Genomic DNA, 26,454 nt, shown 5'->3' on the forward strand with positions numbered 1-26,454 from the left:
CCGCGCACACCCGTCGTCAGCCGTCCGGCGCGAAGCGCGAGCGCAGCCCGTCGACCAGCAGGTCGAGGCCGAACTCGAAGGCCTCCGCGTAAGGTTGCTCGAGCAGCTCGCTGATGGCGGCCAGGAGGACCGGCTGCTGGACCAGCGCCTTCGCCCGCAACGCGTTGAGCTCCTCGTCGCCCGGGTCGGGCAGCGGCTGGGTGCTCTCCCGCTCGGCCTCCGCCTGCCACTCGGTGGCGCTGCCGATGACGTACGCGCCGATCGCGAACAACGTCTTCTGCGCCTGGCCCGGGGTGAGCCCGGCGTCGACCAGGGCGGCGAGCACCCGCTCGATCCCCTCGAAGCTCTCCGGGCTCGGGCGGTTGCCGGCCAGCACCCGGGGGGCGTCACGGGTGGCGATCAGCGCGCCGAACATGCGGCGGGCGTCGTCGCGGAGCCACTCCCACCACGGCTGCCCGGGTTCGGGACCCGCGTAGCTCCGCCCGGTGCGGCGGACGAGCTCCTCCGCCATGAGGTCCATGAGCTGCCGCTTGTTCTCGACGTGCCAGTAGAGCGTGGGACCCGCGACGCCCAGCGCCTTGGCGATCCGCCGGAAGGACACCGCCTCCAGGCCGCCCTCGGCCAGCAGGGCCAGGGCCGCGTCGACGATCGCCGCGCGCGTGAGCGGCGCGCGCTCGACGTCCGGCCCGGAAACCACCTTGACACTCTAACGGTGTTAGAGGAGTCTGTCGCCCGTGTCTAACACCGTTAGAGGGCCGGCGATCGAGGTCGTCGGCCTCACGAAGACCTACAAGTCCGGGGACCACGTCGTCGAGGCCGTCCGGGGGATCGATCTGCGCGTGGAGGCGGGGCAGACCTACGGCTTCCTCGGCCCGAACGGTGCCGGCAAGTCCACGACCATCGAGATGCTCTGCACGATCCGGAACCCGACGGCCGGTAGCGCTCGGGTCGCCGGCTTCGACGTCGTCTCCCAGCGGGACCAGGTGCGCCGCCGGATCGGCCTGGTGTTCCAGCAGCAGACGCTGGACCTGCAGCTGAGCGCCGAGCAGAACCTCCGCTTCCACGCCGACCTGTACGGGCTGAGCCGCGCCGACGCCGAACGCCGGATCGACGAGGTGCTCGAGATGGTCGCCCTCGCCGACCGCCGTTCCGACACGGTCATGAAGTTCTCCGGCGGCATGAAGCGCCGGCTGGAGATCGCCCGCGGCCTGGTCCACGCGCCGCAGGTGCTGTTCCTCGACGAACCGACGATCGGTCTCGACCCGCAGACCCGGGCGGCGATCTGGGACTACCTGCACGACCTGCGGCAGCGCACCGAGATCACCGTCTTCGTCACCACCCACTACATGGACGAGGCCGAGCACTGCGACCGGATCGCGATCATGGACAACGGCGAGATCGTCGTCGAGGACACCCCCGAGGCGCTCAAGTCCAGCATCGGCACCGACCGGATCGCGCTGCGCACCGACGACGACGAGCTGGCGATCGCCCGCATCCGGGAACGGCTCGGCGTCGAGGCCGGCGTGCACGAGGGGCAGGTGACGCTCGCCGTCCCCGAGGGGGCGCAGGTCGTCCCCCGCCTGTTCACCGAGCTCGGCGTCCACATCCGGTCGGTCACGGTGACCAGGCCGAGCCTCGATGACGTCTTCATGACCTACACCGGCCGCACGATCCGTGACTCCGAGGGTCCTCAGGGCTCCGTCAACCCGTTCGCCGGGAGGCGATGAGATGACCACCACGCGCGACGACGCCGGGCCGATCGACGTCCTGCCCGAGGTCCGCAGCGACATGTCCCACCAGCTGCGGGCCACCTGGGTGGTGACCCGCCGCGAGCTGCTGCGCCTCAAGCAGGACAAGGCCCGCATGGTGACCATGCTGCTGCAGCCGGTGCTGTTCATCTTCGTGATGGGCACCGGGCTCGGCAGCATCGTCGACACCGGCGGCGGCACCGACTTCCGGACGTTCCTGTACCCCGGCGTCCTGGCCACGTCGGTGCTGTTCACCGCGGCCTTCGCCGGTATCTCGCTGGTCTGGGACCGGGAGTTCGGCTTCCTGCGCGAGATGATGGTCGCGCCGATCTCCCGCGGCTCGATCATCTGGGGCAAGTGCCTCGGCGGAGCGATCGTGGCAACCCTGCAGAGCCTGGTGCTGCTCGCCCTTCTCGGCACGGTCGGCATCCCCTACTCGCCGGTGCTCATCGCCCAGCTGATCGGCTGCCTGTTCCTCGGGGCGCTGCTGCTGACCGCGCTGGGCGTGCTGCTGTCGACGCGGATCAAGACCATCCAGGCGGCCATGCCGATCAGCCAGCTGCTGATCATGCCGATGATGTTCCTGTCCGGGTCGCTGTTCCCGATCTCGGGCCTGCCGGACTGGCTCGCCGTGCTCACCCGGCTGAACCCGCTGACCTACGTGGTCCAGCCGATGCGGCACTTCACGCTGGACTCGCTGTCGCTCACGGCCACCGAGCAGGAGCGCCTGCTGCCCGTGATGACCTGGTTCGGCTGGGAGGTGCCGGTCGGCGTGCAGCTGCTCACCGTCGCCGTCATCACCCTGGGCCTGGTCAGCCTCGCCGCCCGGGTCTTCCGGACGACGGAGTGACCGGCCGGCCCGGCACCCCGCCGGCCGGGGTCCCTTCCTGCCGGTGACGCTGCCCGTCGGTGGCCCTGCCTGCCGATAACGCCGGGGACGGCGGGCCCGAGGCCGGCCGCCGGGGACGAGGAGGACTGCATGGCCAAGGTGCTCGTGGTCGAGGACGAGGACACCACCCGCGTGCTGCTGGAGCGGCAGCTGACCTGGGCGGGGTACCGGGTCCGTGCGGCATCCTCGGCAGAGGAGGCGACGGCCGTGCTGGACGGCGTCTTCACACCCGACGTCGTCGTCACCGACATGTTCATGCCGGGCGGCAGCGGCCTCGGGCTGGCCGGCACGCTGCGGGCACACCCGTCCTTCGCCGACCTCCCGGTGGTCTTCCTGAGCGGCCGGGCACTGCCCGGTGACGTCGACGCCGGTCGGTCCCTCGGTGCGACCTTCCTCGCCAAGCCGTGCACGCTCGCCGACCTGGCCCGGGCGATCGACACCGCGACCGGGGTGAACGGGATCGAGCTCGAGGACGTCGTCCGCCGCCGTCTCGGCGATGTCGCCGGGGTCGGGGAGGAGGCGGAGCGGGCCCTGACGGCGCGGCTGCTGCGCACGTTCGTCGTGACCGCACCGGCCGCCCTCGCCGGACTCGAGGGGGCCGCCCGACGCGCGGACGCGACGGGTCTCGAGGCCGCGGCCCACCGGCTCGCCGGTGCCGCCGCGACCCTCGGGGCCGACACGCTGGCCGCTGCCTGCCGCGCGCTCGAGGAGCGCGGGCACGACGGCGACGTCGCCGACGCCGTGGAGCAGGTGCGGGTGATCGCCGACCAGGTGGCGCGGTTCTGCGAGGTGTTCACCCGGCTCGCCGAGGAGCTGGAGGAGGACGCGCTCGTCGAGGACGAGCCCTCGCCGGCTCCTTGACAGGTCCCCGTGCCGCCTAGGGTGCTGCGGTGACCTCGCTGGCCGGCGCCGTCTGGCCGGAGATCCCTGACCGGCCGCTGGTCGTCGTCCCGCTCGGCTCGGTGGAGCAGCACGGTCACCACCTGCCGTTGGGCACCGACACCTCCGTGGCCTGCGCCGTCGCGGAGGCGGCGGCGCCGTCGCTCGACGGCGCGCTGCTCGCGCCGGCGCTGGCGTACGGGGCCAGCGGGGAGCACGAGGGCTTCCCCGGCACGATCTCCATCGGCACCGAGGCGCTGACCGGCCTGCTCGTCGAGTACGGCCGGTCGGCGTGCCGCTGGGCCGGCCGGCTGCTGGTGGTGAACGGGCACGGCGGCAACCTCGACGCGCTGCGCGCCGCCGTCCCGCTGCTGCGGGCCGAGGGGCGGGACGTCGCCTGGTTCGCCTGCGGGGTGCGTGGCGGCGACGCCCACGCGGGCCGCACCGAGACGTCGCTGATGTTGCACGTGGAACCGGGTGGGGTGCGTGAGGACCGCGCGGTCGCCGGCGAGACGGCCCCGATCCGCGACCTGCTCCCCCGCCTGCGCGCCGAGGGCGTCCGGGGGGTCAGCCCGACCGGCGTCCTCGGCGACCCGGCCGGGGCGTCGCCGGCGGAAGGGGCGGACCTGCTCGACCGGCTCGTCCCCTCGCTGGTCGCGTCGGCGGCCGCCTGGCAGGTGGCCGCCGACGGACGGATCAGCTGAGGCGGATCAGCCCAGGGCGTCGGCGAACTGCGGCACGACGGTCTCGAGGGCGTAGAGCAGCCCCGGCGCCGAGGCGCTCGAGAAGGCGTTGAGCGTGGTCGTGTCGTCGAAGACGACGGCGCGCCCCTCCTGCACCGACGGCAGGGCCTGCCACAGCGGGTTGCCGGTGAACTCCGAGGCCTCCACGAAGATCGGGAAGACGACGGTCAGCTCGGCGTCGAGCAGGTTCAGCTGCTCCTCGCTGACCGGGATGAAGAAGTTCTCGGTCGCCTGGTCCTCGATGGCCTGCTTGTTCTGGAAACCGAGCTGCTCCATGAACGCCACGCGGGCGTCGCCGCTGACGTAGGCGCCGAAGCCCTCCGACGTGTAGGCGCCCACGGCCACCTCGGTGCCGTCGAACTCGGGGTGCGCCTCGGCGGCGTCGGCGAAGGCCCGGTCGACCTGGTCCTCGAGGTCGGCCGCCTCGTCGGCCTTGCCCAGCGCCTGCCCGACCATCTCCAGCTGCTGCTGCCAGGTGGTCTGGTACGGGCCCACGCCCTCGGGCTGCCCGATGGTGGGCGCGATCTCGCTGAGCAGGTCGTAGCGCTCCTGCGTGCCCGACGAGCGGGTGTCGAGGATCAGGTCGGGCTCGAGCGCCGCGATCTGCTCGAAGCTCGGCTCGAGGGTCTCGATCATCTCGGGCTCCTCGGTGTACCCCTGCTCCACCCAGTCCCCGAGCCCGTCGCCGCCGACCGCCAGCCAGTCGCTGGCGCCGACCGGCTCGACGCCGAGCGCCAGCGCCGTCTCGGCGTCGGACCAGCCGAGGGCCACCACGCGCTGCGGCTCCTCCTCGACCGTCACGTCGCCGAAGGCGGTGCTGACGGTGACCGGGAAGGCGTCGGAGGAGCCGGACGCCGTGCCGCCGGCCTCCGAGCCGGAGCCGGAGTCGTCGCCCGAGCCGCAGCTGGTGACGACGAGGGCGGTGGCCAGCAGGGCGGCGCCGCGGAGGGCGGGACGGGCGGACATGCGTGCTCCTTCAAAGGTCAGGTAAGCCTGACCTAACCACATGCTCACGCCCGTGGGGCAGCCGGCCTCCGCGCGCGGGAGCTCCAGCCGTCCCGCCGGAGCCGGTCGAACCCGTCGAGCAGCAGGTCCAGGGCGAACTCGAACTCGAACTGCTCGTCGCAGCCCCGGCCCACGCGGGAGAGCTCCCCGCCGGTCGCCGCCGTGGCGATCGCCAGGATGTGCGGGAAGCGCTGGGCGAACTCCCGCGCCACGACCTCCTGGGCCTCCGGCGACGGGGGCGGGGTGTCCGGCGCTCGTGGTTCGTCGAACAGCTCCGGGCTGAAGCCCCAGATGCGGTTGCCCAGTGCGTGCATCACGTGGTGGGTGAGGTCGGCGGAGAAGCCGCCGTCCATGAACGTGCCCGCCAGCGCGTCCATGTACCCCAGGACGGCGGGCGTGCGGTGCGTCCGCGACTCGATGGCCGCCCGCGCCCACGGGTGCCGCAGCACCGCCCGCCGCGCGGACAGGACCCGCTGCCGGACGCCGTCCTTCCAGTCGGCGCCCTCCGCGGGGGGCTCGAACTCGCCGACGACCCGGTCGACCATGCCGTCGAGCAGCTGGTCCTTGTTGGCGACGTGCTTGTACAGCGCCATCGGGACGACCCCGAGGTCCTGGGCCAGTCGCCGCATGCTGACCGCGTCGATGCCGACCTCGTCGGCGAGCGCCACGGCGGCCGACAGCACGCGCTCCGTGCTCAGCGGCGTCCTGCGCCCCGGTTCCGGCATCCGGCCCTCCGCACCCTGGTCCTTGACAGGCGTACACCGTACACCTAACGTTTCGCAGCGATGGTGTACGCCGTACACCACTGTGGAACTGGAGGAACGACGTGGACAGGACGAGACGGACGGCGGTGGTCACGGGCGTGTTCTTCCTCGTGGCCGCCTTCCCAGCGATGCTGGCGCTCGCGCTCTACCAGCCGGTGCTCGACGACCCCGGCTTCGTGCTCGGCGCCGGCGGCGACGGCGGGGTGCGGGCCGGTGCGTTCCTCGAGATCCTGGTGGCGATCTCGGTGGCCGGGACGGCGATCACGCTCTACCCGGTCCTGCGCCGGCAGCACCACGCCTTCGCACTGGGTTACGTCTGCGGCCGGCTGCTGGAGGCGACGTTGATCGTGGTCGGGATCCTCTGCCTGCTGGCGGTCGTGACCCTGCGCGACGAGCCCGCGGGGTCCGACGTCGGGTCGGTCGCCGTCGCCCGGGGACTCGTGGCCCTCCACGACTGGACGTTCCTGTTCGGGCCGAACGTCGCGCTGGGCGTCAACACCACGCTGCTGGCCTGGCTCGTGCTCCGGGCGGACCTCGTGGCCCGGTGGATCCCTCTGCTCGGGCTGGTCGCCGGCCCGCTGATCTTCCTCTCGGCGACCGCCGTGCTCGCCGGCCTGTACGAGCAGGTCTCCGTCCCGGGCGCCGTGGCCGCGCTGCCGGTGTTCGCGTGGGAGATGAGCCTGGCCGCGTACCTGCTGGCGAAGGGCTTCCGGCCGACGCGTGCCGCACCCGCGCCTGCCACGCCGGCGGAGCGGGTCCCGGCCTGATCACGACGCGGGCACGATCCCGGGCCGCCCGGCGGCGCGCGGCTACTGTCCCGCACCGGGAGCGGGCCCCCGGACGCCGGACGGGCTCCCTGATCGGAGGGTGGACCAGCGATGGCACAGCAGACGACGCCGGCGGCGGGTGTCCCCGAGGCGCCCAGCCCGCGGGTGGCGGTCGAGACCAACGGCATCAACGTCATCGACGAGAGCGAGCGCAAGGGCACGCCCCGCCAGCTGTTCTGGCCGTGGTTCGGGGCGAACGTCAGCGTCCTCGGCCTGGCCTACGGCTCGTTCCTCTTCGGCTTCGGCATCTCGTTCTGGCAGGCCGTCGTCGCCGGGATCGTCGGCATCGTCGTCTCGTTCCTGCTCTGCGGGCTGGTCGCCATCGCCGGCAAGCGGGGCTCGGCGCCGACCCTCGTCCTGAGCCGGGCCGCGTTCGGCGTCAACGGCAACAAGGTGCCGTCGGTCCTGTCCTGGGTGCTGACCGTGGGCTGGGAGACCGTCCTCGTCTCGCTGGCCACCCTCGCGACGTCGACGGTCTTCACCCAGCTCGGCTGGAGCGGCGGCACCGCGACCCAGGTCGTCGCCCTGCTCGTCGTGGCGGCGCTCGTCGTGGCCGGCGGGGTGCTCGGGTTCGACCTGATCATGCGGATGCAGACGGTCATCACCGTGGTCACCGGCGTCCTGACCGTCGTCTACATCGTCCTGGTCGCCTCGGAGATCGACTGGACCGCCGTCACCTCGGCGCCGTCGGGCTCGACCGCCGTCTTCATCGGCGCGCTGGTCTTCGTGATGACCGGCTACGGGTTCGGCTGGGTGAACGCGGCGGCCGACTACTCGCGCTACCTGCCGCGCCGCGCCTCGACGCGCGGCGTCGTCGGCTGGACGACGTTCGGCGGAGCGCTGGCCCCGGTGCTGCTGCTGATCACCGGCCTGCTGCTCGCCGGGTCGGACCCGGAGCTCTCGGCCGCCATCGGCGCCGACCCGATCGGCGCCCTGGGCACGATCCTCCCGACCTGGTTCCTGGTGCCGTTCATCCTCGTCGTGGTGCTCGGCCTCATCGGCGGCGCGCTGCTGGACATCTACTCGTCCGGGCTGTCCCTGCTGGCCGCCGGCCTCCGGGTGCCCCGCCCGGTCGCGGCGCTCATCGACGGCGTCCTGATGGTGCTGGGCACGGTCTTCGTCGTCTTCGTCGCCGACGAGTTCTTCTTCCAGTTCCAGGGCTTCCTCATCACGCTCGGCGTCCCGATCGCCGCCTGGTGCGGCATCATGCTGGCCGACCTCGCGCTGCGGAAGCGCGACTACGCCGAGCCGGAGCTCTACGACCCCCGCGGGCGCTACGGCAGCGTCCAGCCCGTCCCGCTCGCCTTGCTGCTGCTCGGCACCGTCGTCGGCTGGGGCCTGGTCACCAACACCTACGCGGGGTGGCTGGACTGGCAGGGCTACCTGCTGGGCGCCTTCGGGCTGGGCGGTCGCGAGGGCGACTGGGCCTACGCGAACCTCGGCGTGCTGGCCGCCTTCCTCATCGGCCTGCTCGGCACCCTCGCCCTGCGGCGGAACGCCGTCCGGGCGCAGGAGAGGATCGCCGGGTGACCGCACCGCAGCCCGAGGGCTGGCTCGTCGTCGTCGACCTCCAGCACGTCTTCGGCGACCGGGACTCGCCCTGGACGGCGCCCCGGTTCGCGGAGATCCGGCCGCGGATCCGCCGGCTGGCGGAGGCCTTCGGCGACCGCGTGGTCTGGACCCGCTTCGTCGCGCCGGCCGAGCCGGTGGGGGCGTGGAAGGAGTACTACCAGCAGTACGAGTTCGCGCTGGTCCCGCCGGACCACCACCTGTACGAGCTGGTCGAGGACCCGGGTGGCCGCCCGGTCGTCGAGGCCACGACGTTCGGCAAGTGGGGGCCCGACCTGGTCGAGGTCGTCGGCGAGGGGCCGCTGACCGTCGTCGGCGTGGCCACCGACTGCTGCGTCATCTCCACCGTCCTCCCAGCGGCCGACGCCGGCGTGCCCGTGCGCGTGGTCAGCGACGCCTGCGCCGGCTCCTGCGACGACGACCACGACCGGGCCCTCCGGATCATGGGGCTCTACGCGCCGCTGGTGGAGATCACGACCACCGACGAGGTGCTGGCCGGCCGGTGATCCCGGCTCCCGACGACCCGCCGCCGCACGGGTTCGCCGTCCGCCTGGACCCGCGGACGCGCCGGCGCCCCGACGGCAGCCTGCTCGGCGGCTCGCCGCTGCGGCTCCTCCGGCCGTCTCCCCGCGCCCGCGCCCTGCTGGCCGGCGACCGGCTGGTCGTCGGCGACGCGACGACGGCGACGCTGGCCGCACGGCTGCTGGACGCCGGGCTGGCCTCCCCCGACCTGCCCCCGCGGACCGCCGCCGACGTCACCGTCGTCGTCCCGGTGAAGGACCGGGACCTGGACCGGCTGCTGGCCGCGCTGCGCGCCGATCCGGGGACGGCGGAGCTCCCGGTGGTCGTGGTGGACGACGGCTCGGTGGTGCCCGTCGATGCTCCCGGCGCCCTCGTCCTGCGCCACGAGCGCTCCCGGGGCCCCGCGGCGGCGCGGAACGCCGGCCTGCGCGCCGCGGCGACGCCGTTCGTCGCCTTCCTCGACTCCGACTGCGTGCCCCGCCCCGGGTGGCTGGACCGGCTGCGGCCGCACCTCGACGACCCGCGCCTGGCGGTGGTCGCCCCGCGGATCGTGGCGTCCCCGGGGAACTCCGCCTGGTTCGCCCCCTACGAGGCGGCGGTCAGCGCGCTCGACATGGGGCCGCACCCCGCCCCGGTGCGCCCCGGCTCCGCCGTCTCGTACGTGCCGAGCGCGGCCCTCGTGGCCCGCCGGTCCGCCCTCGGGGAGGGGTTCGACGAGGCGATGCGGGTGGCCGAGGACGTCGACCTGGTCTGGCGGCTGGCCGCGGCCGGGTGGCGGGTCCGCTACGAGCCGGGCGCCGAGGTGGCGCACGACCACCCCCGGACGACGGGGGAGTGGCTGCGCCGCCGCGCCTTCTACGGCACCGGCGCCGCCCTGCTCGCCTCCCGGCACGGCGGCGCGGTGGCACCCGTGGTCATCGCCCCGGAGACGGCGGCCGCGTGGGCGCTGGCGCTGTCCGGTCGTCACCGGGCGGCCACCGGCGTGCTCGCGCTCACGGCCGCCCGCCTGGCGCGGAAACTGCGCCGTCCGGGGGAGCGGCCCCCGGTCGGCTTCGCGGCACTCATGGTCGCGCGGGGGACGACCTCCTCCGGCCGGGCGCTGGCCCGGTCGGTCACCCGGCACCACTGGCCCCCGGCGGTGGTGGCGGCGCTGGTCTCCCGCCGTGCCCGTCGCGCGGTGCTCGCGGTCGCCGCCGCCGACGCCGTCCTCGCCTGGTGGCCGCACCGCGGCCGGGTGGGACCGGTCCGTTTCACCGCCGCGCGGCGGCTCGAGGACCTCGCCTACGGCGCGGGGCTGTGGGCCGGCGCCGTGCGGGCGCGCAGCCCCCGGGCGCTGCTGCCCGCCCGGCCCGAGGTTTCCGGACGGTGAATTCTCGGAACATGCGCCCCTGAGCGGAATGCTTCGCCGACCGAAGGACTTGTCGCTCCCCGTAGTGCGGTTCGGCCAGCGTCGGTCCCCGCGACGACGCGATCGAGAGAGAAGACGTGACAGCCCTCCAGGACCGGCCGACCGCCGCCGTCACCGCACCGTCCCCCGTCGAGCGCCCCGGCGTCGCCAAGACCGCGCTCGTCCTCGGTGGCTTCGTCGCCATCGGGCCGCTGACCATCGACATGTACCTGCCGGCGCTGCCCACGATCACGCGGGAGCTCGAGACCACGGCGAGCGCGGTGCAGCTGACGCTCACCGGCACCCTGATCGGCCTGGCGCTGGGCCAGCTCGTGCTGGGCCCGGTGTCGGACGCGCTGGGCCGCAAGCGCCCGCTGCTCGCCGGCACCGCGCTGCACGTCCTCGCGTCGCTGCTGGTGCTCGTCGCCCCCAACCTGGCAGTGCTCGGCGCGCTCCGGGTCCTCCAGGGCGTGGGGACGGCGGCCGGCGCGGTCATCGCGATCGCCATCGTGCGCGACCTGTACGACGGGCGGGCCGCCGCGACGATGCTCTCCCGGCTGTTCCTCGTCCTGGGCGCGGCCCCGGTCCTGGCGCCCACCATCGGCGGTGAGCTGCTGCGCTTCACCTCCTGGCGCGGGATCTTCGCGTTCCTCGCCGTCTACGGGGCGCTGATGATCGCGGTCGGCATCCGGTCGCTCCCCGAGACGCTCCCGCCCGAGCGGCGGCAGAGCAGCGGCGTGCGGGGCACGCTGCGCGGCTACGGCGGCCTCTTCCGCGACCGCGCCTACGTCGGACTCGTGCTGGTCGCCGGGCTCACGATGGCGGGTCTGTTCAGCTACGTGTCGGGCTCGGCGTTCGTCTACCAGGGTGAGTTCGGCCTCGACGAGCAGCAGTTCGGCATGCTCTTCGGTGCCGGCGCCTTCTGGCTGATCGCCGCCACGCAGCTCAACCCGGTGCTGCTGCGCCGCTGGTCGCCGCAGCAGCTGCTGGTCACCGGCACGGTGTTCGGCGCCGTGGCCGGTGGCGCGCTGGTCGTCCTCGCCGGGACGGGGACGGGCGGGCTCTGGGCCGTCGCCGGCACCCTCTGGGCGGTGCTCGCCGCCTGCGGCCTGGCGCTGCCCAACGCGCCGGCGCTGGCCCTGTCCCGCCACGGCGACGCGGCGGGGACGGCGGCAGCCCTCCTGGGCGCCATCCAGTTCGGCGTCGGGGCCGTCGTCTCGCCGGTCGTCGGGCTCCTCGGCAACGACGCGGTCGCCATCGGCACCGTCGTCGTCTCGGCCCTGGTGCTCGCGATCGCCGTGCTCGTGGTCGTCGTCCGGCCGTGGGAGCTGCCGGTGCCCGACGACGACGCGCTGCCGGTCGCCGCGCACTGAACCCTGCGGGCGGCCCGCTCTGGTGGAACGGGCCGCGAACGGCCACGATGGCCGTGACATGAGCCACCGTTGGCGGAGCGTCCCGTGCCGTCGGCTGTGAACCCCTGGCTGGCGCTCCCCGCGGGGCGTCCGGGCCCGGACCACGACCGACGGCTGCGCGCTGCCCACGAACGGCTCGTCACCGGCACTGCCCTCGCCGACGACGCGGTGCGCCGGGTGGTCCGCGACTCGTGGCACCGCTCGCTGGGCAGCGGCGTGGACCCCGACGGCGGCCAGCCGCCGCCGGTCGACCTGGTGGACGACGAGCTGATCGCCTACCGCGAGGCGCACCCGCTGGCCCCGGTGATGCCGGTGATTCGGCGGCTGCTGGTCGAGGACGCCGAGGACGACCGGATGATCGTCGCGGTCACCGACGCCGGCGGCCGGATGCTGTGGGTGGAGGGCGACCCGGCGCTGCGGTCGCGCGCGGCCGGCATGCACTTCGTCGAGGGCGCGAGCTGGGCGGAGGCGGTCGTGGGCACGAACGCCCCGGGCACCGCGCTGGCCGTCGACCACGCCGTCCAGATCTACGGCAGCGAGCACTACCGCCGGCCGGTGCAGCCGTGGAGCTGCTCGGCGGCCCCGGTCCACGACCCGCTGACCGGCGTCCTCCTCGGGGCGATCGACGTGACCGGCGGCGACCACGTGGCCAGCCCGCACGTCCTCACGCTGGTGCGGGCCACGGTCGCCGCCGTCGAGTCCGAGCTGCGCTGGCAGCGCCGCGAGCAGCTCCAGCGGGGCGACGGCCGCCGTCCTCCACCGCTGCAGCGGCTGACCCCGCGCCTCGAGGTGCTCGGCCGGGAGCGGGCGCGGCTGACCCTCCCCTCGGGGCCCGTGGAGCTGTCGCTGCGCCACTCGGAGCTGCTGCTCCTGCTCGCGGAGGCCGCCGTCGCCGGGGAGGGCCGGACGGCGTCCCAGCTGGCCGCCGAGTGCCACCCGGGGGAGGCGGCGGAGGTGACGGTCCGGGCCGAGCTGTCGCGGCTGCGCCGGCTCGTCGGGCCGGAGCTGGTCGGCTCCCGGCCCTACCGGCTGACCGGCCGCATCGACACCGACCTCGACCGGGTCCGGCGGCTGCTCGCCCGGGGAGCGGTCGGCGAGGCGCTGGAGCGCTACCCCGGCGCCGTGCTGCCCGGGTCGCGCGCCCCGGGGGTGGCCACCGCCCGGGAGCGGGTGGCGGCCCTGCTCCGGCAGGCGGTGCTGCGCAGCCGCCGGCCCGAGCTGCTGCTCCGGTACGCGCAGCTCCCCGAGGCCCGGGACGATGTCGCCGTCTGGCAGACCTGCCTGGAGTGGCTGCCGGCCAGCTCGCCGCGGCGGGCCGCGGCGGCGACGCACCTGTTGCGGCTGAGACGGACGACGCGGACGCGCTGACCCGGGGAATGCGCCGAGGGGGTCGTGCTCTTGGCTGGTGGAGTGACCGCCGCTCTCCCCGCCGACCGCCCGCCCCTGAGCACCGTCCGCGTGGTGGTCGCGATCGTCGCGCTGGCGCTGGGCGGGTTCGCGATCGGCACCACCGAGTTCGTGACCATGGGTCTGCTGCCCGACATCGGCGACGGCGTGGGCGTCGACATCCCCACGGCCGGCCACCTCATCTCCGCCTACGCGGTCGGCGTCGTGGTCGGAGCCCCGGTGATCGCGGCGGTGAGCGCCCGGTTCCCGCGGCGCGCGCTGCTGGTCGGTCTCATGGGGTTCCTGCTCCTGGGCAACGCCCTGACCGCCATCGCGCCCGGCTACCGCACGCTGCTGGTCGCCCGCTTCGTCGCCGGGCTGCCGCACGGCGCCTACTTCGGGGTCGCCTCGCTGGTCGCCGCGGCGCTGGTCGCCCCGCGGCTGCGCGGACGCGCGGTCAGCTCCGTGATGCTCGGGCTGTCGGTCGCGCTCGTCGCCGGCGTCCCGGCCGCGACGTGGCTGGGCCAGGCGCTCGGCTGGCGCTCGGCGTACTGGCTGGTCGTCGTCCTGGCCGCCGCGACGGTGGCGGCCGTGCTCGCGGTGGTGCCGTCCATGCCCGGGCGTCCCGACGCGACCGTCCGCGGTGAGCTGGGCGCCCTCCGCCGGCCGCAGGTGCTGCTGACCCTGGCGGTGGGCATCGTCGGCTTCGGCGGCATGTTCGCGCTGTACAGCTACATCGCGCCGTTGGTCACCGACGTCGCCGACCTCTCCCGCGGCACGCTGCCCGTCGTCCTCTTCGTGTACGGGATCGGCGGGGTGGTCGGCACGGCCCTGGCCGGGCGGCTCGGCGACTGGGCGCTGTTCCCGTCCCTGGCCGGCTCGCTCGTCGTCCTCATGGTCGTGCTGGCGGTGACCGCGCTCGTGGCGCCGTGGGCGCCCGCCCTGGTGGTCGGCGTGCTGCTGGTGTCGATCAGCGGCTCGACGCTGGCCATCCTGCTGCAGCTGCGCCTCATGGAGACCGCGGGCGAGGCCCAGATGCTCGGGGCCGCGCTCAACCACTCGGCGCTCAACCTGGCCAACGCCCTGGGCGCCTGGGTCGGCGGGCTGGTGATCGCGGCCGGCCTGGGCTACCGAGCCCCCAGCGCCGTCGGTGCCGGCCTCGCCGCGGCGGGCCTCGTGCCGCTGGTGATGTCCGCCCTCCTCCGGAGCCGTGAGCGGCGCACCGCCGTCCCCACGCTCGCCGCGGAGCGTGTCCCCGTCGCCTGACGTGCAACCCCGCTGCAACGTTGCCCGCCGCCTCGGAGGGCCGGGAGGCCCGGTTTTCCGGGCTTTTCGCCCGCGATCGGGCCTCCGGGATCACTGAGCCTGGCCTAACCCGCGATCCGCGATGCAGACTCCGCCTGCACCCCGGACGTGACCGGGGCCACACCCGTGAGCGGAGCGGAGGATCGGTGACCCAGATCAACGTGCGGGTCGACGGTGCGTCCTACAGCGACGACGTCGAACCTCGGACACTCCTCGTGCACTACCTGCGTGAGCAGCTGGGCAAGGTCGGCACCGTCGTCGGCTGCGACACCAGCAACTGCGGCGCCTGCACCGTCCACCTCGACGGCGAGGCCGTGAAGAGCTGCACCGTCTTCGCCGTCCAGGCCGACGGCAGCGAGGTCACCACCATCGAGGGCATCTCGCAGAACGGCACCCTGCACCCGATGCAGAAGGCCTTCCACGAGATGCACGGCCTGCAGTGCGGCTTCTGCACGCCCGGGATGATCATGGCCTCGATCGACCTGGTGAACGACAACCCGAACCCGAGCGAGGACGAGGTCCGCGAGGGGATCGAGGGCAACCTCTGCCGCTGCACCGGCTACCAGAACATCGTCCGCGCGGTGCAGCAGGCCGCGGCGGAGATGAACGGCGGCGCCGTGACGACCTCACCGGCCGAGGTGGACACCGCGGCCGCTCCGCACGTGGCGGTGCAGGCATGACCGCCGTCGAGGAGCGCACGGAGGCGCCGGCGCGCGAGGTCGGGCAGGCGCGCAAGCGCAAGGAGGACGCCCGGCTGATCACCGGCAAGACCACGTGGACCGACAACATGGTCCTGCCCGGGATGCTCCACCTCGCCGTCGTCCGCAGCCCCGTCGCGCACGCCAAGATCACCAGCGTCGATGTGAGCGCGGCCCAGCAGGCGCCGGGCGTCATCGCCGTCTTCACGGGCCAGGACTTCAAGGAGGAGCAGGGCTCCATCCCGTGCGCCTGGCCGGTGACGCCGGACATGGTCAACCCCGGGCACCCGTCGCTGGCCGTCGACGAGGTCAACCACGTCGGCGAGGCGGTCGCCGTCATCGCCGCCCGCAGCAAGGCCGCGGCGCAGGACGCCGTGGAACTGGTCGACGTCGACTACGACCTCCTGCCCGTCGTCCTCGACATGGAGGCCGCGACCGGGGACGACCCCGACCTCTGCCACGACCACATCGACTCCAACGAGTCGTTCAAATTCGTCTTCGACGCGGGCGAGGCCGGCACCGGGGTCGACACCGAGCAGGCGTTCGCCGAGGCCGACGTCGTCGTCAGCCGCCGGTTCGTCCAGCAGCGGCTGATCCCGGCGTTCATGGAGCCGCGCGCCGTCGTCGTCCAGCCGCAGGGCGACAACTACACGATGTGGTCCTCCACGCAGGTGCCGCACATCCTGCGCCTGATGCTGGCCATGGTCACCGGGACGCCGGAGCACAAGCTGCGCGTCGTCGCCCCCGACGTCGGCGGCGGCTTCGGCGGGAAGCTGCAGGTCACGCCGGAGGAGGTGATCAGCCTCCTGGTGGCCAAGCGGCTCGGGAAGCCGGTCAAGTGGGCCGAGACCCGCAGCGAGTCGCTGATGAGCGCCCACCACGGCCGCGACCAGATCCAGTACATCGACATCGCCGCCGACCGCGAGGGCAACGTCAAGGGCCTGCGCTGCCGGATCCTCTCCGACATGGGCGCCTACCTGCGCCTGGTCAGTCCCGGCGTCCCGATCCTGGGCGCCTTCATGTACATCGGCATCTACAAGTTCCCGGCCTACCGGTTCGAGTGCCAGGGCGTCTTCACCAACAAGACGCCGACCGACGCCTACCGCGGCGCCGGCCGGCCGGAGGCCACGTTCGCCGTCGAGCGGATCATGGACGAGCTCGCCGTCGAGCTCGGCATGGACCCGCTGGAGCTGCGCCGCAAGAACTGGATCAACGCCGACGAGTTCCCCTTCACGACGGCCGCCGGGCTCGAGTACGACAGCGGCGACTACGAGAGCGCCACCCAGCAGGCCCTGCAGCTGCTCGGCTACGACGAGCTCCGGGAGGAGCAACGCCGCCGGCGGGAGTCGAACGACCCGGTGCAGCTCGGCATCGGCTTCTCCACCTTCACCGAGATGTGCGGCCTGGCGCCGTCCCGGGTGCTCGGCTCGCTCTCCTACGGCGCGGGCGGCTGGGAGCACGCCTCCATCCGGATGCTGCCCACCGGCAAGGTCGAGGTCGTCACCGGTTCCTCCGCCCACGGGCAGGGGCACGAGACGGCGTGGAGCCAGCTCGTCGCCGACGAGCTGGGCGTGCCGTTCGAGGACGTCGAGGTGCTGCACGGCGACACGCAGGTGTCCCCGCGCGGCCTGGACACCTACGGCTCGCGCTCGCTGGTCGTCGGCGGCGCCGCCGTCGTGAACGCCGCCGCCAAGGTGGTCGCCAAGGCGCGGAAGGTCGCGGCGCACCTGCTCGAGGCCAGCGAGGACGACCTCGAGTTCGCGAACGGGTCGTTCTCCGTGCGCGGCACGCCGGGCACGTCGCTCTCCATCCAGGAGATCGCGCTGGCCACGTTCGCGGCGCACAACTTCCCCGAGGGCGTGGAGCCGTCGATCGACGCCGACGCCACCTTCGACCCGGTCAACTTCTCCTTCCCCCACGGCACGCACATCTGCGCCATGGAGGTCGACACCGAGACCGGCATGGTGAAGATCCGGAAGTACGCCTGCGTCGACGACGTCGGCGTCATCGTCAACCCGCTGATCGTCGAGGGGCAGGTGCACGGCGGGCTGGCCCAGGGCATCGCGCAGGCCCTCTACGAGGAGGCCGTCTACGACGCCGACGGCAACCTGACCACCGGCACCTTCGTCGACTACCTGGTCCCCTCGGCGGCAGACCTGCCGCACTTCGAGACCGGCAACACCGTGCACCCCGCGCCGGGGAACCCGATCGGCGCCAAGGGCATCGGCGAGGCCGGCTGCATCGCCTCGACCCCCGCGGTGGTCAACGCGGCGCTGGACGCCGTCCGGCACCTGGGGGTGAGCGACATCCGGATGCCGCTGACACCGGAACGGGTCTGGCGGGCCATCCACGAGGGAGGGGACGGCGGAGGACGCGCGACCGCCGGCACGAACGCCTACGGCGGGGCGCAGACCGAGACGACCGCCGGTGTCGCCACCGACGCTTCCTCGCTGGGAGGGGACCGATGATTCCCGCACCGTTCGCCTACGCCCGTCCCTCCACGGTGGACGAGGCGCTGCAGGCAGTCGCGTCCGGCGGCGAGGACGTGAAGATCCTCGCCGGCGGGCAGTCGCTGATCCCGGTCATGCGGCTGCGGCTGGCCGCCCCGGAGACGGTGGTCGACCTGACGAAGGTGGCGGAGCTGCGCGGCGTGCGCGAGGAGGGGGACGCGATCTTCGTCGGCGCCATGACGACGCACTCCGACGTCATATCCGACCCGCTGATCGCCCGGTACGCACCGCTGGTGGCGCAGGCGACCGAGACGGTGGCCGACCGCCAGGTCCGCCACCGGGGGACCTTCGGCGGGGCGCTGGCGCACGCCGACCCCGCCGGCGACCTGCCGGCCGTGGCCCTGGCCCTCGACGCTGAGTTCGTGATCGCCGGGCTCACCGGCCGGCGCACGGTGCCCGCGGCGGACTTCTTCGTCGACTACCTGACCACCGCGCTGGAGGAGGGGGAGCTGCTGGTCGAGATCCGCCTCCCGAAGCGGGAGGGCTGGGGCATGCACTACGAGAAGTTCAACCGCGTGGCGCAGGCCTGGTCGATCGTGGCGGTGGCCGCCGCGGTGCGTCTCGAGGGCGGGCGGATTGCCGAGGCGCGGATCGGCCTGACCAACATGGGGCCGACCCCGCTGCGGGCGACCGCGGTCGAGTCGGCGCTGGCCGGCGCCGAGGCCACGGCCGAGGCGATCGCCGCCGCGGCCGAGCACGCCGCGGAGGGGACCAGCCCGAGCAGCGACCTCAACGCCCAGGCCGACTACCGCCAGCACCTCGTCACGGTGCTCACTCGCCGTGCGGTGACGGCGGCCGCCGGGCTGTAGCGTCCAGAAGAACTCGTCCGTTCCGGCCGGTCCGCCCTAGGGTGGTCCGGCCGGAACGCACCGTCCAGGAGGTCCAGCCGTGCAGTTGGAGAACTCGTTCACCGTGCCCGTGCCGATCGACGAGGCGTGGCGGGTGCTCCTCGACATCGAGCGGATCGCGCCCTGCATGCCGGGAGCGGCCCTCGACTCCGTGAACGGCGACGAGTTCACCGGGCGCGTCAAGGTGAAGCTCGGCCCGATCAACCTGACCTACCAGGGCAAGGCGTCGTTCATCGAGAAGGACGAGGCCGCCCACCGCGCCGTCATCGACGCCCGCGGCAAGGACCAGCGCGGCAACGGGACGGCGGCGGCGGTGGTCACGGCCAAGCTCGCCGCCGAGGGGTCGACCACCCGCGTCGACGTGCTGACCGACCTCAACATCACCGGCCGGCCCGCCCAGTTCGGGCGCGGGGTGATGACCGACGTCGGCAACAAGCTGCTGGGGCAGTTCGCGGACAAGCTCGCGGCCCAGCTGGGCGAGGGCGACGCGCAGGGCGACGCCGCGCGGGCCGAGACGGCGACGCAGAAGGCGGCGGCCACGGTCACCGGCGCGGTCGAGGAGGTCGCCGCCTCCGCCGAGCAGGCGGCCGGCAACGGAGCCGCCGGGCAGGCGGTGAAGAAGGCCGCGGCCGGGACGAAGAAGGCGGCGGCCGCCGCGACGGACAAGGTGAGCGCGACGAGCGCTGTCGAGCCCGCGAAGGCCCCGGCGAAGAAGGCGCCCGCGAAGAAGGCGGCCGCCAAGAGCGCGCCCGCGAAGACCGCCCCGGTGAAGGCCGTGCCGCCGCTGCCCGACGCCGGACCCGCGGCGACCGACACGGCGCCGGCGGCCGCGGACACCGCCCCGGCCGCGGCGGACACCGTACCGGCGGCGAAGCCCGCGGCGGCGAAGGCTCCGAGCGGGCCGCCGTCCGGGCCCACCGCGCCGCCCAGCCGTCCCGCCACCGGTGCGCCGGTGCGGAGCGTGCCGTCGGCCGGCCCGAGGACCGTGACCCCGCCGCAGCAGGAGCCGGAGCCGATCGACCTGCTCGAGGTCGCCGGTGGCGCCGCCATGGCCCGGTACGCGGCTCCCGCGGCCGGCATCGCCGGGGTGCTGCTGCTCCTCACCCTGCTCATCCGCCGCCGGCGTCGTCGCCGTCGCTGACCGCCGACCGTGCCGGCGGAGGACCACAAGGCGCGCCGGAAGCGCCTGAAGGACGAGTACCTGCGGGAGCAGCAAACCGCGAGTGCCGCTCGGATGCCGGTGGACCGGTCGCAGCTCGAGTCGCTGCTGGCGCACGTCGACGCCGCCGTGGTCGCCGACGGGTGCGACCACACGCTCCGGGCCACGGAGGCGTGGGCCGATCGCCACGACGTGGACCTCGAGCGGTTGCACGACGGACTCGAGGAGTTCGGCGGCTACTGCGACTGCGAGGTCGTGATGACCGTCGACCCGGGCGAGGTCTTCACGCCGGTTCGCCGACCACGGTCCTGACCAGCCAGAACTGTCGTACCCCGCGCGTACCTTCGCTCATGTGTTCGAGGGCGGTGGGTTCGGCGTCGGCGTGACGGTCATGTCCGTCGACCTGACGCCTGCCCAGCCGGAGATCCTGCCTCCCGGGGTGACCAGCCGGCCCACCCGGCTCGGTGAGCTGCTGCCGCCGGCCTCGCGCACCGATGCGGAGCTCGCCGCCGAGCTGCAGCGAATCGAGCAGGCAGAAGGCATGCTGGCCGCCTACAAGCTGGAGCTGGTCGCAGAACTCGCCGACCGCCGCCCCGACAGCGACGACCGGCAGATCGGCGAGCCCGGCGCGGCGTCCCCGGACTGGCTGCCCGGACCGGGTCACGAGCCGGCGGCCGGGGTCAGCGAGTTCTTGGCCGACGAGCTGGCGATCATCCTCACCTGCTCCCGGACCGCGGCGACGAAGCTGGCCGACGCCGCGCTCCTGCTCAAGGCGCCGCTGCAGGGCACCTGGGCGGCGCTGGCCGACGGCGAGCTGGACTGGCCGCGCGCCCGGGCGATGGCCGCCGAGCTGACCGGACCCGCCCGCGAGCTGGAGCCCGGGGTGCTGGCCGAGGTGGAAGCGGCTGTCCTGCCCCGCGCGAAGCGGCTGTCGATCCGCGGCCTGCAGGCAGCCGTCCGTGCGGAGCTGCTCCGGCTGGACGCCGCCGCCGCCGACCGGCGCCGCCGGACCGCTGCTCGCGGGGCCGACGTGGTCGTGCGGCCGGCCCGGGACGGCATGGCGGAGCTGGCGATCTACTGCCCGCAGGACATGGCCTCCACGCTCACCCGCACCCTCGACTCGTACGCCCGGCTGGCCAAGGCCGACGGCGACGCGCACAGCCTCGGTCAGCTGCGCGTGGGGGCCCTCTTCGACCTGGTCACGCGCCCCTGGGACGACAGCCGCACGCCGGTCACCGCCCGGCTCACCGTGCTCGCCCCGCTGGACACGCTGATCGCCGGCGCCACGGCGGCCGGGGGAGAGGTGGAGCCGGCGCAGCTGGACGGGCAGCCGATCACCGCCGCGCACCTGCGCGAGCTGCTCGAACGGCTCGACGCGCTCTGCCCCGGCGGCCTGCAGGCCCCGGCCGGCGGTGGTCTCGACCTCGCCCTCACCGATCCGGGCAGCGGGGCGCTGCGGGCCGTCGTCACCCGCCGCGAACTCGAGCGGCTCGCCCGCCGTGGATGCCCCGACCACCCCGACGGCGACTGCGCGTGCCCGCTGCTGGACCGGCCACCACCCGTGGAGCGCTACCGGCACACCCCCGCCCAGGAACGGTTCGTCACGACCCGCGACCGCACCTGCCGCCATCCCGGCTGCGGCAACTCCGCCGGCTGGGCCGACCTGGACCACGTGCTCGCCCATGCCGACGGCGGCGAGACGTCCTGCGAGAACCTCTGCTGCCTGTGCCGCCGGCACCACCGGCTGAAGACCCACGCCCCGGGGTGGTCCTTCGCCATGGCCCCCGACGGCACGCTCACCGTCACGACCCCCAGTGGCGTCACCCGCGTCGAGCGGCCACCCGGCATGGACGATCCGGCGCTCCAGGCGGCGGAGCTGGAACCGGCGCCCTTCTGAGGAACGGGTCGCTACGGTTCGAGCGATGCCGCGGGTGCTGGTGACGGGGATGTCGGGCGCGGGGAAGACGACGCTCCTGGCAGAGCTCGCCCGTCGCGGGCACCTCACCGTGGACACCGACTACGGCGGCTGGGAGCTGCCCGACGGCAGCTGGGACGAGCGGCGCATGGACCGTCTGCTGGCCGCTCACGCCGATGTCGTGATCTCGGGAACGGTGGAGAACCAGGGTCGCTTCTACGACCGCTTCCACCACGTCGTCCTGCTCAGCGCGCCGCTGGAGGTGCTCATCGAGCGGGTGCGCTCCCGCACCGGCAACCCGTACGGCCGGACGCTCGCCGAGCAGGACGAGATCGCGCGGTACCTCCACACGGTGGAGCCGCTCCTCCGGCGGGGCGCCAGCCTGGAACTGGACGGACGACGGCCGGTGGGGGAGCTGGCGGACGTCGTGGAGCGCCTGGTCAGCCCGCGGTGAGCTCGTCCAGCCAGGACATCGCGGCCGCGGCGACCAGGCCCACGTTCTTCTTCAGCGCGTGGTCGCCCGGGACGGCGTAGACCGAGGCGCCCGGCCGGCCGGCGAGGACGGCGGCCACGTCGGCCGGCGCCCCGAAGGCATCGGTCTCGCCCTGGACGACGACCAGCGGCACGTCGACCGTGGTCAGCTCGGCGGCGCGGCTCTTCTCCGGCCTCCCCGGAGGGTGCAGCGGGAACGCCAGCGCCAGCACGCCGGCCGCCCCCTGCTCGGCCGCCGTCCGGCACGCCACCCGCGCCCCGGCGCTCCGGCCACCCAGGACCAGCGGCCCGGCGAGGACCCCGTCAGCGCGCAGGGCGGCCAGCACCGCGTTCCACCCCTCGTCCAGGCGCGGGGGCGCGACGGCGACGCGCCTCCCGGCCACCCGCCACGGCTGCTCGACCCGGACGACCCGCCAGCCCGCGGCCGCCGCCTCCGCGGTGATCTCGACGAGGTCGGCCGACTCCACGCCGCCCCCGGCGCCGTGCCCCAGCACGAGCGTCCGGGCACCGCCCCCGCCGTCGACGTGCGCACGTGCGGGGCCGAGCGGAGTCGCGACCTCGCGGACGTCGGTCACCGGGGGAGTGCCAAGAGGGCGTCGACCGCCCCGGCGAGGTCGGTCGCCGCGACGTGCGGCTCCTCGTAGACGGCGGGAAACGTCCGCTCGCTCCGCGGGAACCACGCGCCGGTGAGGCCGGCGCGCTGCGCGCCCTGCACGTCCCAGCCGTGCGCGGCCACCAGCGCCATCCGCCCGGGTGCCACGTCGCACACCCCCGCCGCCCACAGGTAGACCTCGCGCGCCGGCTTCCACGCGCGGATCACCTCGCTGGAGAGGGTTCGCTCCACGAGCGGCGTGATGCCACCCCGCGCCAACCCGGCCTCCGCCACCCCGGGCGAGCCGTGCGACAGCGTCACGACGCGGACGCGGGCCTCCCCGAGACGGCGCAAAGCCGGCTCGACGTCCGGGTGCGGCGACAGCTCGCGGAACGCGTCGGCGACCACCCCGCGCCGCTCGGCCGGCAGGTCGCTCACCTGGGCGAGGGCCGCGTCGAACGCCTCCCGGAACGTGCACCAGGTACCGGTGACCACGGCCGCGAACCCGGCCAGCAGCGTCCGGGCGAACACGGTGTCGAGCAGCGACTCCGGCTCCCCCGCCTCGACCAGGGCGGCCCGGACGGGCGCCAGGTCCAGCAGGGTCTCGTTGACGTCGAACGCGACGACGTCGGGGCGCTCGCGGCTCACGCCTGGTCGCGCTCGTCCACCGGCAGGTCCAGGCCGGCGGTCGCCGGGCGGCGCAGGCGGCCGGTCGCCTTCTTCCAGACGAACCAGCCGACGGCCAGGATCACGACCGCCGCGACGACGTAGTCCAGGTAGTGCAGGTTCGCCTCGATGAAGTCGCGCGCCAGCCAGCCCAGCGTGACCAGCACGCTGTTCCAGATCAGGCTGCCGGCGGTCGTGAAGAGCAGGAACTGCCCGAACGGCATCCGCACCACCCCGGCGGGCACCGAGATGAAGCTGCGCACGATCGGCACCATGCGGCCGAAGAACACCGCGGACCGCCCGTGCCGCTCGAACCAGGCGAAGGTCTTGTCCACGTCCTCGGTCTCCACCAGCGGCAGCCGGTCGAGGAAGGCGTGCGATCGCCGCGGCCCCAGGGCCCGGCCGATGTAGTAGAAGAAGATCGCGCCGAGGACCGAGCCCACCGTGGCGCAGCCGACGACGGCGAGGAACGCCCACGGGCTGTCGATGAGCACGCCGGCGGCGCCCAGCACCGCCTCGCTCGGGATCGGCGGGATGACCGTCTCCAGCAGGATGCTGAAGCCGACGCCGATCGGGCCGAGCGTGTCCACCAGCTGGAGCAGCCAGGCGGTGAGACCACCCTCGTCGGTCGGGGCAGCGGCGAGGAGTGACATGGCCTCCACGGTATCGGCGGCTCCTGGCCGCCGCCGCGACGCGAGGAGGAAGCGGCACTAGCGTCGGGTGACATGCCACACCGGTTCACCGCCCGCGCCGTCGTGGTCGGGGACCGCGCCGGCACCGTCGTCCCCGACGCCGTCGTCGACGTGGACGACGGTCTGATCCGGTGGGTCGGCGCGGCAGCCGACGCCCCACCGGCGGACGACGCCGAGGTCACCGAGCTGCCGGGCCTGCTCATGCCGGGGCTGGTGAACACCCACTCGCACGCCCCGATGGTCCTGTTCCGCGGCCAGGGCGAGGGCCTCCCGCTCGACCGCTGGCTGCAGGAGGTCATGTGGCCGCGCGAGGCCCGCCTGACCCCCGACGACGTCGAGGTCGCCATGACCGCCGCCTCGGCGGAGATGCTGCGCAACGGCGTGACCACCAGCGTCGAGATGTACTTCCACCCCGACCGCATCGCCGCCGCCGTCGGCACCACCGGCGCCCGAGCGATCATCGCCGCCCCGCTGATCCCGCTCCCCGGCATGCCGCCCTTCGACGAGCAGCTGCGGACGGCGGTCGAGCTCGCCGCCGGCGCGCCCGACGACGGCAGCGTCGAGTTCGGCATCGGTCCGCACGCCGCCTACACCGTGCCCCTGCCGGTGCTGCGCACGGCGGCCGCCGCCGCCCGGGAGCACGACCTGCTGCTCCACCTGCACGTCGCCGAGACCGCGACCGAGGGCGCCGACCTGCTCGCCGCCCACGGCCTCTCGGTGCCCGCGCTGCTCGCCGCCCACGACGTCCTCGGCGGCCGGGTCCTCGCCGCGCACTGCGTGCACATGGACGACGGCGACCTCGCGCTCTGGCAGGAGTACGACGTCGCCGTCGCGCACTGCCCCGCCAGCAACGCCAAGCTGGCCAGCGGGATCGCCCGGTTGCGCGACATGCTCGACCGCGGCATCCGCGTCGGGATGGGCACCGACGGCCCGGCGTCCAACGACGGGCTGGACCTGCTCGCCGACCTGCGCCTGGCGGCATCCTTCGCCCGGCTCGCCGGTCGCGACGCCACCGCCCTGACCGCCGCCGAGGCGGTCTGGCTCGCGACCGGCGCCGCCGCCGACGCCGTCGGCCGCCCCGACCTCGGCCTGCTGGCGGCCGGTCGCCGCGCAGACCTCGTGCACGTGGACACGCGCGACCTCGTCTTCGAGCCGGTCGGCGACCCGGAGGACCTGCTCGCCCACCTCGTGTGGTCCGGCGCCGGTCGGCACGTGCGCGACGTGTGGGTCGGCGGCCGGCAGGTCGTCCGGGACGGCGCCTCGACCAGGGTGGACGCCGGGGCGCTGCGCCTCGACGTGGCCGCCCGGGCGACTCGCCTCGCCGCCGGCTGAACTTTTTTCAACCAGACGGTTGACCAAGCGGTGCGACAGTTCTAGCCTCCTACTCAACCGAAAGGTTGAATGACGAGGAGGACGACGTGGCGGCAGATCCGCTCTCCCGGGTGTTCTCGGCGCTGGCCGACCCCACCCGGCGGGACATCGTGGCGCGGCTCGCGGTCGGCGACGCCACGGTCAACGAGCTCGCCGCGCCCTACGACGTGACCGTCCAGGCCGTCTCCAAGCACCTCAAGGTGCTGGAGGATGCCGGTCTGGTGAGCCGGAGCCGGGAGGCCCAGCGCCGCCCGGTGCACCTCGAGGCGAACGTGTTCGACCTGATGACCAAGTGGATCGAGCGGTACCGGCGGCAGGCCGAGGAGCGCTACCGCCGTCTGGACGACGTCCTGCGCGCGATGCCGGACGCCCCCTCACCCCGGGAAGGAAACCCGTCATGACCAGCACCACGCACCACGAGACCCAGATCGTCGCCGACCCCGACGTCCCGATCGTCCGGATCGTCCGGGAGTTCGACGCACCGCCGGAGAAGGTCTACCGCGCGCACACCGACCCCGAGCTGGTGGCGCAGTGGATGGGCCCGCGGAGCACCCGGATGCGCATCGACCACTGGGACGCCCGCACGGGCGGCTCCTGGCGGTACACCGCCTCGGACGAGAACGGGGAGTACGGGTTCTACGGCTGCTTCCACGAGCTGCGGCCGGACGAGCTGATCGTCCAGACGTTCACCTTCGAGGGCATGCCCGACGGCGTCGCGCTGGAGAAGCTGGTCCTGGAGGACATCGGCGACGGCCGCACCCGGCTGACCGCTACCTCGCTGGTCGACTCGTTCGAGGGTCGCGACGGCTTCGTGGCCAGCGGCATGGAGGTCGGCGTGAACGAGGGCTACGAGAAGCTCGACGAGCTCCTCGCCCGCAGCTGACCGGCACCACCCGAGAGCCGGGGGGGGGGGGGGGGGGGGGGGGGGGGGGGGGGGGGGGGGGGGGGGGGGGGGGGGGGGGGGGGGGGGGGGGGGCGGGGCGGGGGGGGGGGGGGCGGGGGGGGGGGGGGGGGGGGGGGGGGGGGGGGGCGGGGCGGGGGGGGGGGCGTCCGCACGGGCGGGGTGGGGCGGGCG

The 26,454-nt window shown here is 74.3% G+C and carries 27 protein-coding genes; 21 read left to right on the forward strand and 6 right to left on the reverse strand.

Features of this window, described 5'->3' with window-relative positions:
* Positions 1-16 precede the first annotated feature (16 nt).
* Positions 17-697, reverse strand: a complete 681-nt coding sequence (locus ACI78T_RS08815; protein WP_456557713.1) for a TetR/AcrR family transcriptional regulator C-terminal domain-containing protein — start codon at positions 695-697, stop codon at positions 17-19.
* Between the two features lie 37 nt (positions 698-734).
* On the opposite strand from ACI78T_RS08815, the gene ACI78T_RS08820 reads away from it, so the two are divergent.
* The 4 genes from ACI78T_RS08820 (at position 735) to mftE (ending at position 4,220) form a co-directional block, all read left to right on the forward strand.
* The gene (locus tag ACI78T_RS08820; protein WP_456557714.1) at positions 735-1,727 is read left to right on the forward strand and encodes an ATP-binding cassette domain-containing protein; all 993 of its coding nucleotides are present in this window, start codon (positions 735-737) and stop codon (positions 1,725-1,727) included.
* Between the two features lies 1 nt (position 1,728).
* Positions 1,729-2,598, forward strand: coding sequence for an ABC transporter permease (locus ACI78T_RS08825; RefSeq protein ID WP_456557715.1), 870 nt, complete (start codon positions 1,729-1,731; stop codon positions 2,596-2,598).
* Positions 2,599-2,727: 129 nt separating this feature from the next.
* A complete protein-coding gene (locus ACI78T_RS08830) occupies positions 2,728-3,498 on the forward strand; it encodes a response regulator (RefSeq protein ID WP_456557716.1) in 771 nt (256 codons plus the stop codon).
* 29 nt (positions 3,499-3,527) lie between these two features.
* Entirely contained in the window at positions 3,528-4,220 is a 693-nt protein-coding gene (gene mftE, locus ACI78T_RS08835; RefSeq protein WP_456557717.1) for a mycofactocin biosynthesis peptidyl-dipeptidase MftE, read from the forward strand.
* Between the two features lie 6 nt (positions 4,221-4,226).
* On the opposite strand, the gene ACI78T_RS08840 is transcribed toward mftE, so the two are convergent.
* Both ACI78T_RS08840 and ACI78T_RS08845 read right to left on the reverse strand, forming a co-directional pair.
* Positions 4,227-5,225 (reverse strand): iron-siderophore ABC transporter substrate-binding protein, encoded by a 999-nt coding sequence (locus ACI78T_RS08840; RefSeq protein WP_456557718.1) that lies wholly within the window; start codon positions 5,223-5,225, stop codon positions 4,227-4,229.
* Positions 5,226-5,269: 44 nt separating this feature from the next.
* Positions 5,270-5,989, reverse strand: a complete 720-nt coding sequence (locus ACI78T_RS08845; RefSeq protein ID WP_456557719.1) for a TetR/AcrR family transcriptional regulator C-terminal domain-containing protein — start codon at positions 5,987-5,989, stop codon at positions 5,270-5,272.
* 101 nt (positions 5,990-6,090) lie between these two features.
* Between ACI78T_RS08845 and ACI78T_RS08850 the strand changes: the two genes are divergently transcribed.
* The 14 genes from ACI78T_RS08850 (at position 6,091) to ACI78T_RS08915 (ending at position 22,020) form a co-directional block, all read left to right on the forward strand.
* Entirely contained in the window at positions 6,091-6,795 is a 705-nt protein-coding gene (locus ACI78T_RS08850; protein ID WP_456557720.1) for a DUF4386 domain-containing protein, read from the forward strand.
* A 111-nt stretch (positions 6,796-6,906) separates the two neighbouring features.
* Positions 6,907-8,385, forward strand: coding sequence for a purine-cytosine permease family protein (locus ACI78T_RS08855; protein ID WP_456557721.1), 1,479 nt, complete (start codon positions 6,907-6,909; stop codon positions 8,383-8,385).
* Complete coding sequence (locus ACI78T_RS08860; RefSeq protein ID WP_456557722.1) at positions 8,382-8,930, forward strand: cysteine hydrolase family protein; 549 nt, start codon at positions 8,382-8,384, stop codon at positions 8,928-8,930. Before ACI78T_RS08855 ends, ACI78T_RS08860 begins: the two co-directional genes overlap by 4 nt.
* Positions 8,927-10,315: a mycofactocin biosynthesis glycosyltransferase MftF gene (gene mftF / locus ACI78T_RS08865; protein ID WP_456557723.1), complete on the forward strand. Its 1,389-nt coding sequence runs from the start codon at positions 8,927-8,929 to the stop codon at positions 10,313-10,315. The genes ACI78T_RS08860 and mftF overlap by 4 nt, the downstream gene beginning before the upstream one ends.
* 116 nt (positions 10,316-10,431) lie before the next feature.
* Positions 10,432-11,706, forward strand: a complete 1,275-nt coding sequence (locus ACI78T_RS08870) for a multidrug effflux MFS transporter (RefSeq protein ID WP_456557724.1) — start codon at positions 10,432-10,434, stop codon at positions 11,704-11,706.
* Positions 11,707-11,790: 84 nt separating this feature from the next.
* Positions 11,791-13,113, forward strand: coding sequence for a GAF domain-containing protein (locus ACI78T_RS08875; RefSeq protein WP_456557725.1), 1,323 nt, complete (start codon positions 11,791-11,793; stop codon positions 13,111-13,113).
* Positions 13,114-13,155: 42 nt separating this feature from the next.
* Positions 13,156-14,397, forward strand: a complete 1,242-nt coding sequence (locus ACI78T_RS08880) for an MFS transporter (RefSeq protein ID WP_456557726.1) — start codon at positions 13,156-13,158, stop codon at positions 14,395-14,397.
* 185 nt (positions 14,398-14,582) lie between these two features.
* Entirely contained in the window at positions 14,583-15,116 is a 534-nt protein-coding gene (locus tag ACI78T_RS08885) for a (2Fe-2S)-binding protein (RefSeq protein ID WP_456557727.1), read from the forward strand.
* On the forward strand, positions 15,113-17,602 hold the full coding sequence (locus ACI78T_RS08890) for a xanthine dehydrogenase family protein molybdopterin-binding subunit (protein WP_456557728.1): 2,490 nt from the start codon (positions 15,113-15,115) through the stop codon (positions 17,600-17,602). Before ACI78T_RS08885 ends, ACI78T_RS08890 begins: the two co-directional genes overlap by 4 nt.
* Positions 17,599-18,453 carry an FAD binding domain-containing protein gene (locus ACI78T_RS08895; protein WP_456557729.1) on the forward strand — a complete coding sequence of 285 codons (855 nt, stop codon included), beginning with the start codon at positions 17,599-17,601 and terminating at the stop codon, positions 18,451-18,453. Before ACI78T_RS08890 ends, ACI78T_RS08895 begins: the two co-directional genes overlap by 4 nt.
* Before the next feature lie 79 nt (positions 18,454-18,532).
* Positions 18,533-19,633 (forward strand): SRPBCC family protein, encoded by a 1,101-nt coding sequence (locus ACI78T_RS08900; protein ID WP_456557730.1) that lies wholly within the window; start codon positions 18,533-18,535, stop codon positions 19,631-19,633.
* A 99-nt stretch (positions 19,634-19,732) separates the two neighbouring features.
* A complete protein-coding gene (locus tag ACI78T_RS08905) occupies positions 19,733-19,963 on the forward strand; it encodes a DUF2695 domain-containing protein (protein ID WP_456557731.1) in 231 nt (76 codons plus the stop codon).
* A gap of 40 nt (positions 19,964-20,003) precedes the next feature.
* The gene (locus ACI78T_RS08910; protein ID WP_456557732.1) at positions 20,004-21,548 is read left to right on the forward strand and encodes a DUF222 domain-containing protein; all 1,545 of its coding nucleotides are present in this window, start codon (positions 20,004-20,006) and stop codon (positions 21,546-21,548) included.
* A gap of 25 nt (positions 21,549-21,573) precedes the next feature.
* The gene (locus ACI78T_RS08915) at positions 21,574-22,020 is read left to right on the forward strand and encodes an AAA family ATPase (protein WP_456557733.1); all 447 of its coding nucleotides are present in this window, start codon (positions 21,574-21,576) and stop codon (positions 22,018-22,020) included.
* On the opposite strand, the gene ACI78T_RS08920 is transcribed toward ACI78T_RS08915, so the two are convergent.
* Genes ACI78T_RS08920 through ACI78T_RS08930 form a run of 3 tightly spaced genes read right to left on the reverse strand, consistent with a single transcriptional unit; the run spans position 22,007 to position 23,969 of the window.
* Positions 22,007-22,633, reverse strand: coding sequence for an alpha/beta hydrolase family protein (locus tag ACI78T_RS08920; RefSeq protein ID WP_456557734.1), 627 nt, complete (start codon positions 22,631-22,633; stop codon positions 22,007-22,009). The genes ACI78T_RS08915 and ACI78T_RS08920 overlap by 14 nt on opposite strands.
* A complete protein-coding gene (locus ACI78T_RS08925; protein ID WP_456557735.1) occupies positions 22,630-23,298 on the reverse strand; it encodes an HAD-IA family hydrolase in 669 nt (222 codons plus the stop codon). The genes ACI78T_RS08920 and ACI78T_RS08925 overlap by 4 nt, the downstream gene beginning before the upstream one ends.
* On the reverse strand, positions 23,295-23,969 hold the full coding sequence (locus ACI78T_RS08930) for a DedA family protein (protein ID WP_456557736.1): 675 nt from the start codon (positions 23,967-23,969) through the stop codon (positions 23,295-23,297). Before ACI78T_RS08930 ends, ACI78T_RS08925 begins: the two co-directional genes overlap by 4 nt.
* A 72-nt stretch (positions 23,970-24,041) precedes the next feature.
* Here ACI78T_RS08930 and ACI78T_RS08935 point away from each other — a divergent pair, with 72 nt between their 5' ends.
* The 3 genes from ACI78T_RS08935 to ACI78T_RS08945 all read left to right on the forward strand — a co-directional run bounded on the left by ACI78T_RS08935 (position 24,042) and on the right by ACI78T_RS08945 (position 26,262).
* Positions 24,042-25,340 (forward strand): amidohydrolase family protein, encoded by a 1,299-nt coding sequence (locus ACI78T_RS08935; protein WP_456557737.1) that lies wholly within the window; start codon positions 24,042-24,044, stop codon positions 25,338-25,340.
* 86 nt (positions 25,341-25,426) lie between these two features.
* Positions 25,427-25,780, forward strand: a complete 354-nt coding sequence (locus ACI78T_RS08940) for an ArsR/SmtB family transcription factor (protein WP_456557738.1) — start codon at positions 25,427-25,429, stop codon at positions 25,778-25,780.
* Positions 25,777-26,262 (forward strand): SRPBCC family protein, encoded by a 486-nt coding sequence (locus tag ACI78T_RS08945; protein WP_456557739.1) that lies wholly within the window; start codon positions 25,777-25,779, stop codon positions 26,260-26,262. Before ACI78T_RS08940 ends, ACI78T_RS08945 begins: the two co-directional genes overlap by 4 nt.
* Positions 26,263-26,454: the final 192 nt, after the last annotated feature.

The sequence above is a fragment of the Blastococcus sp. SYSU D00922 genome (assembly GCF_054050495.1).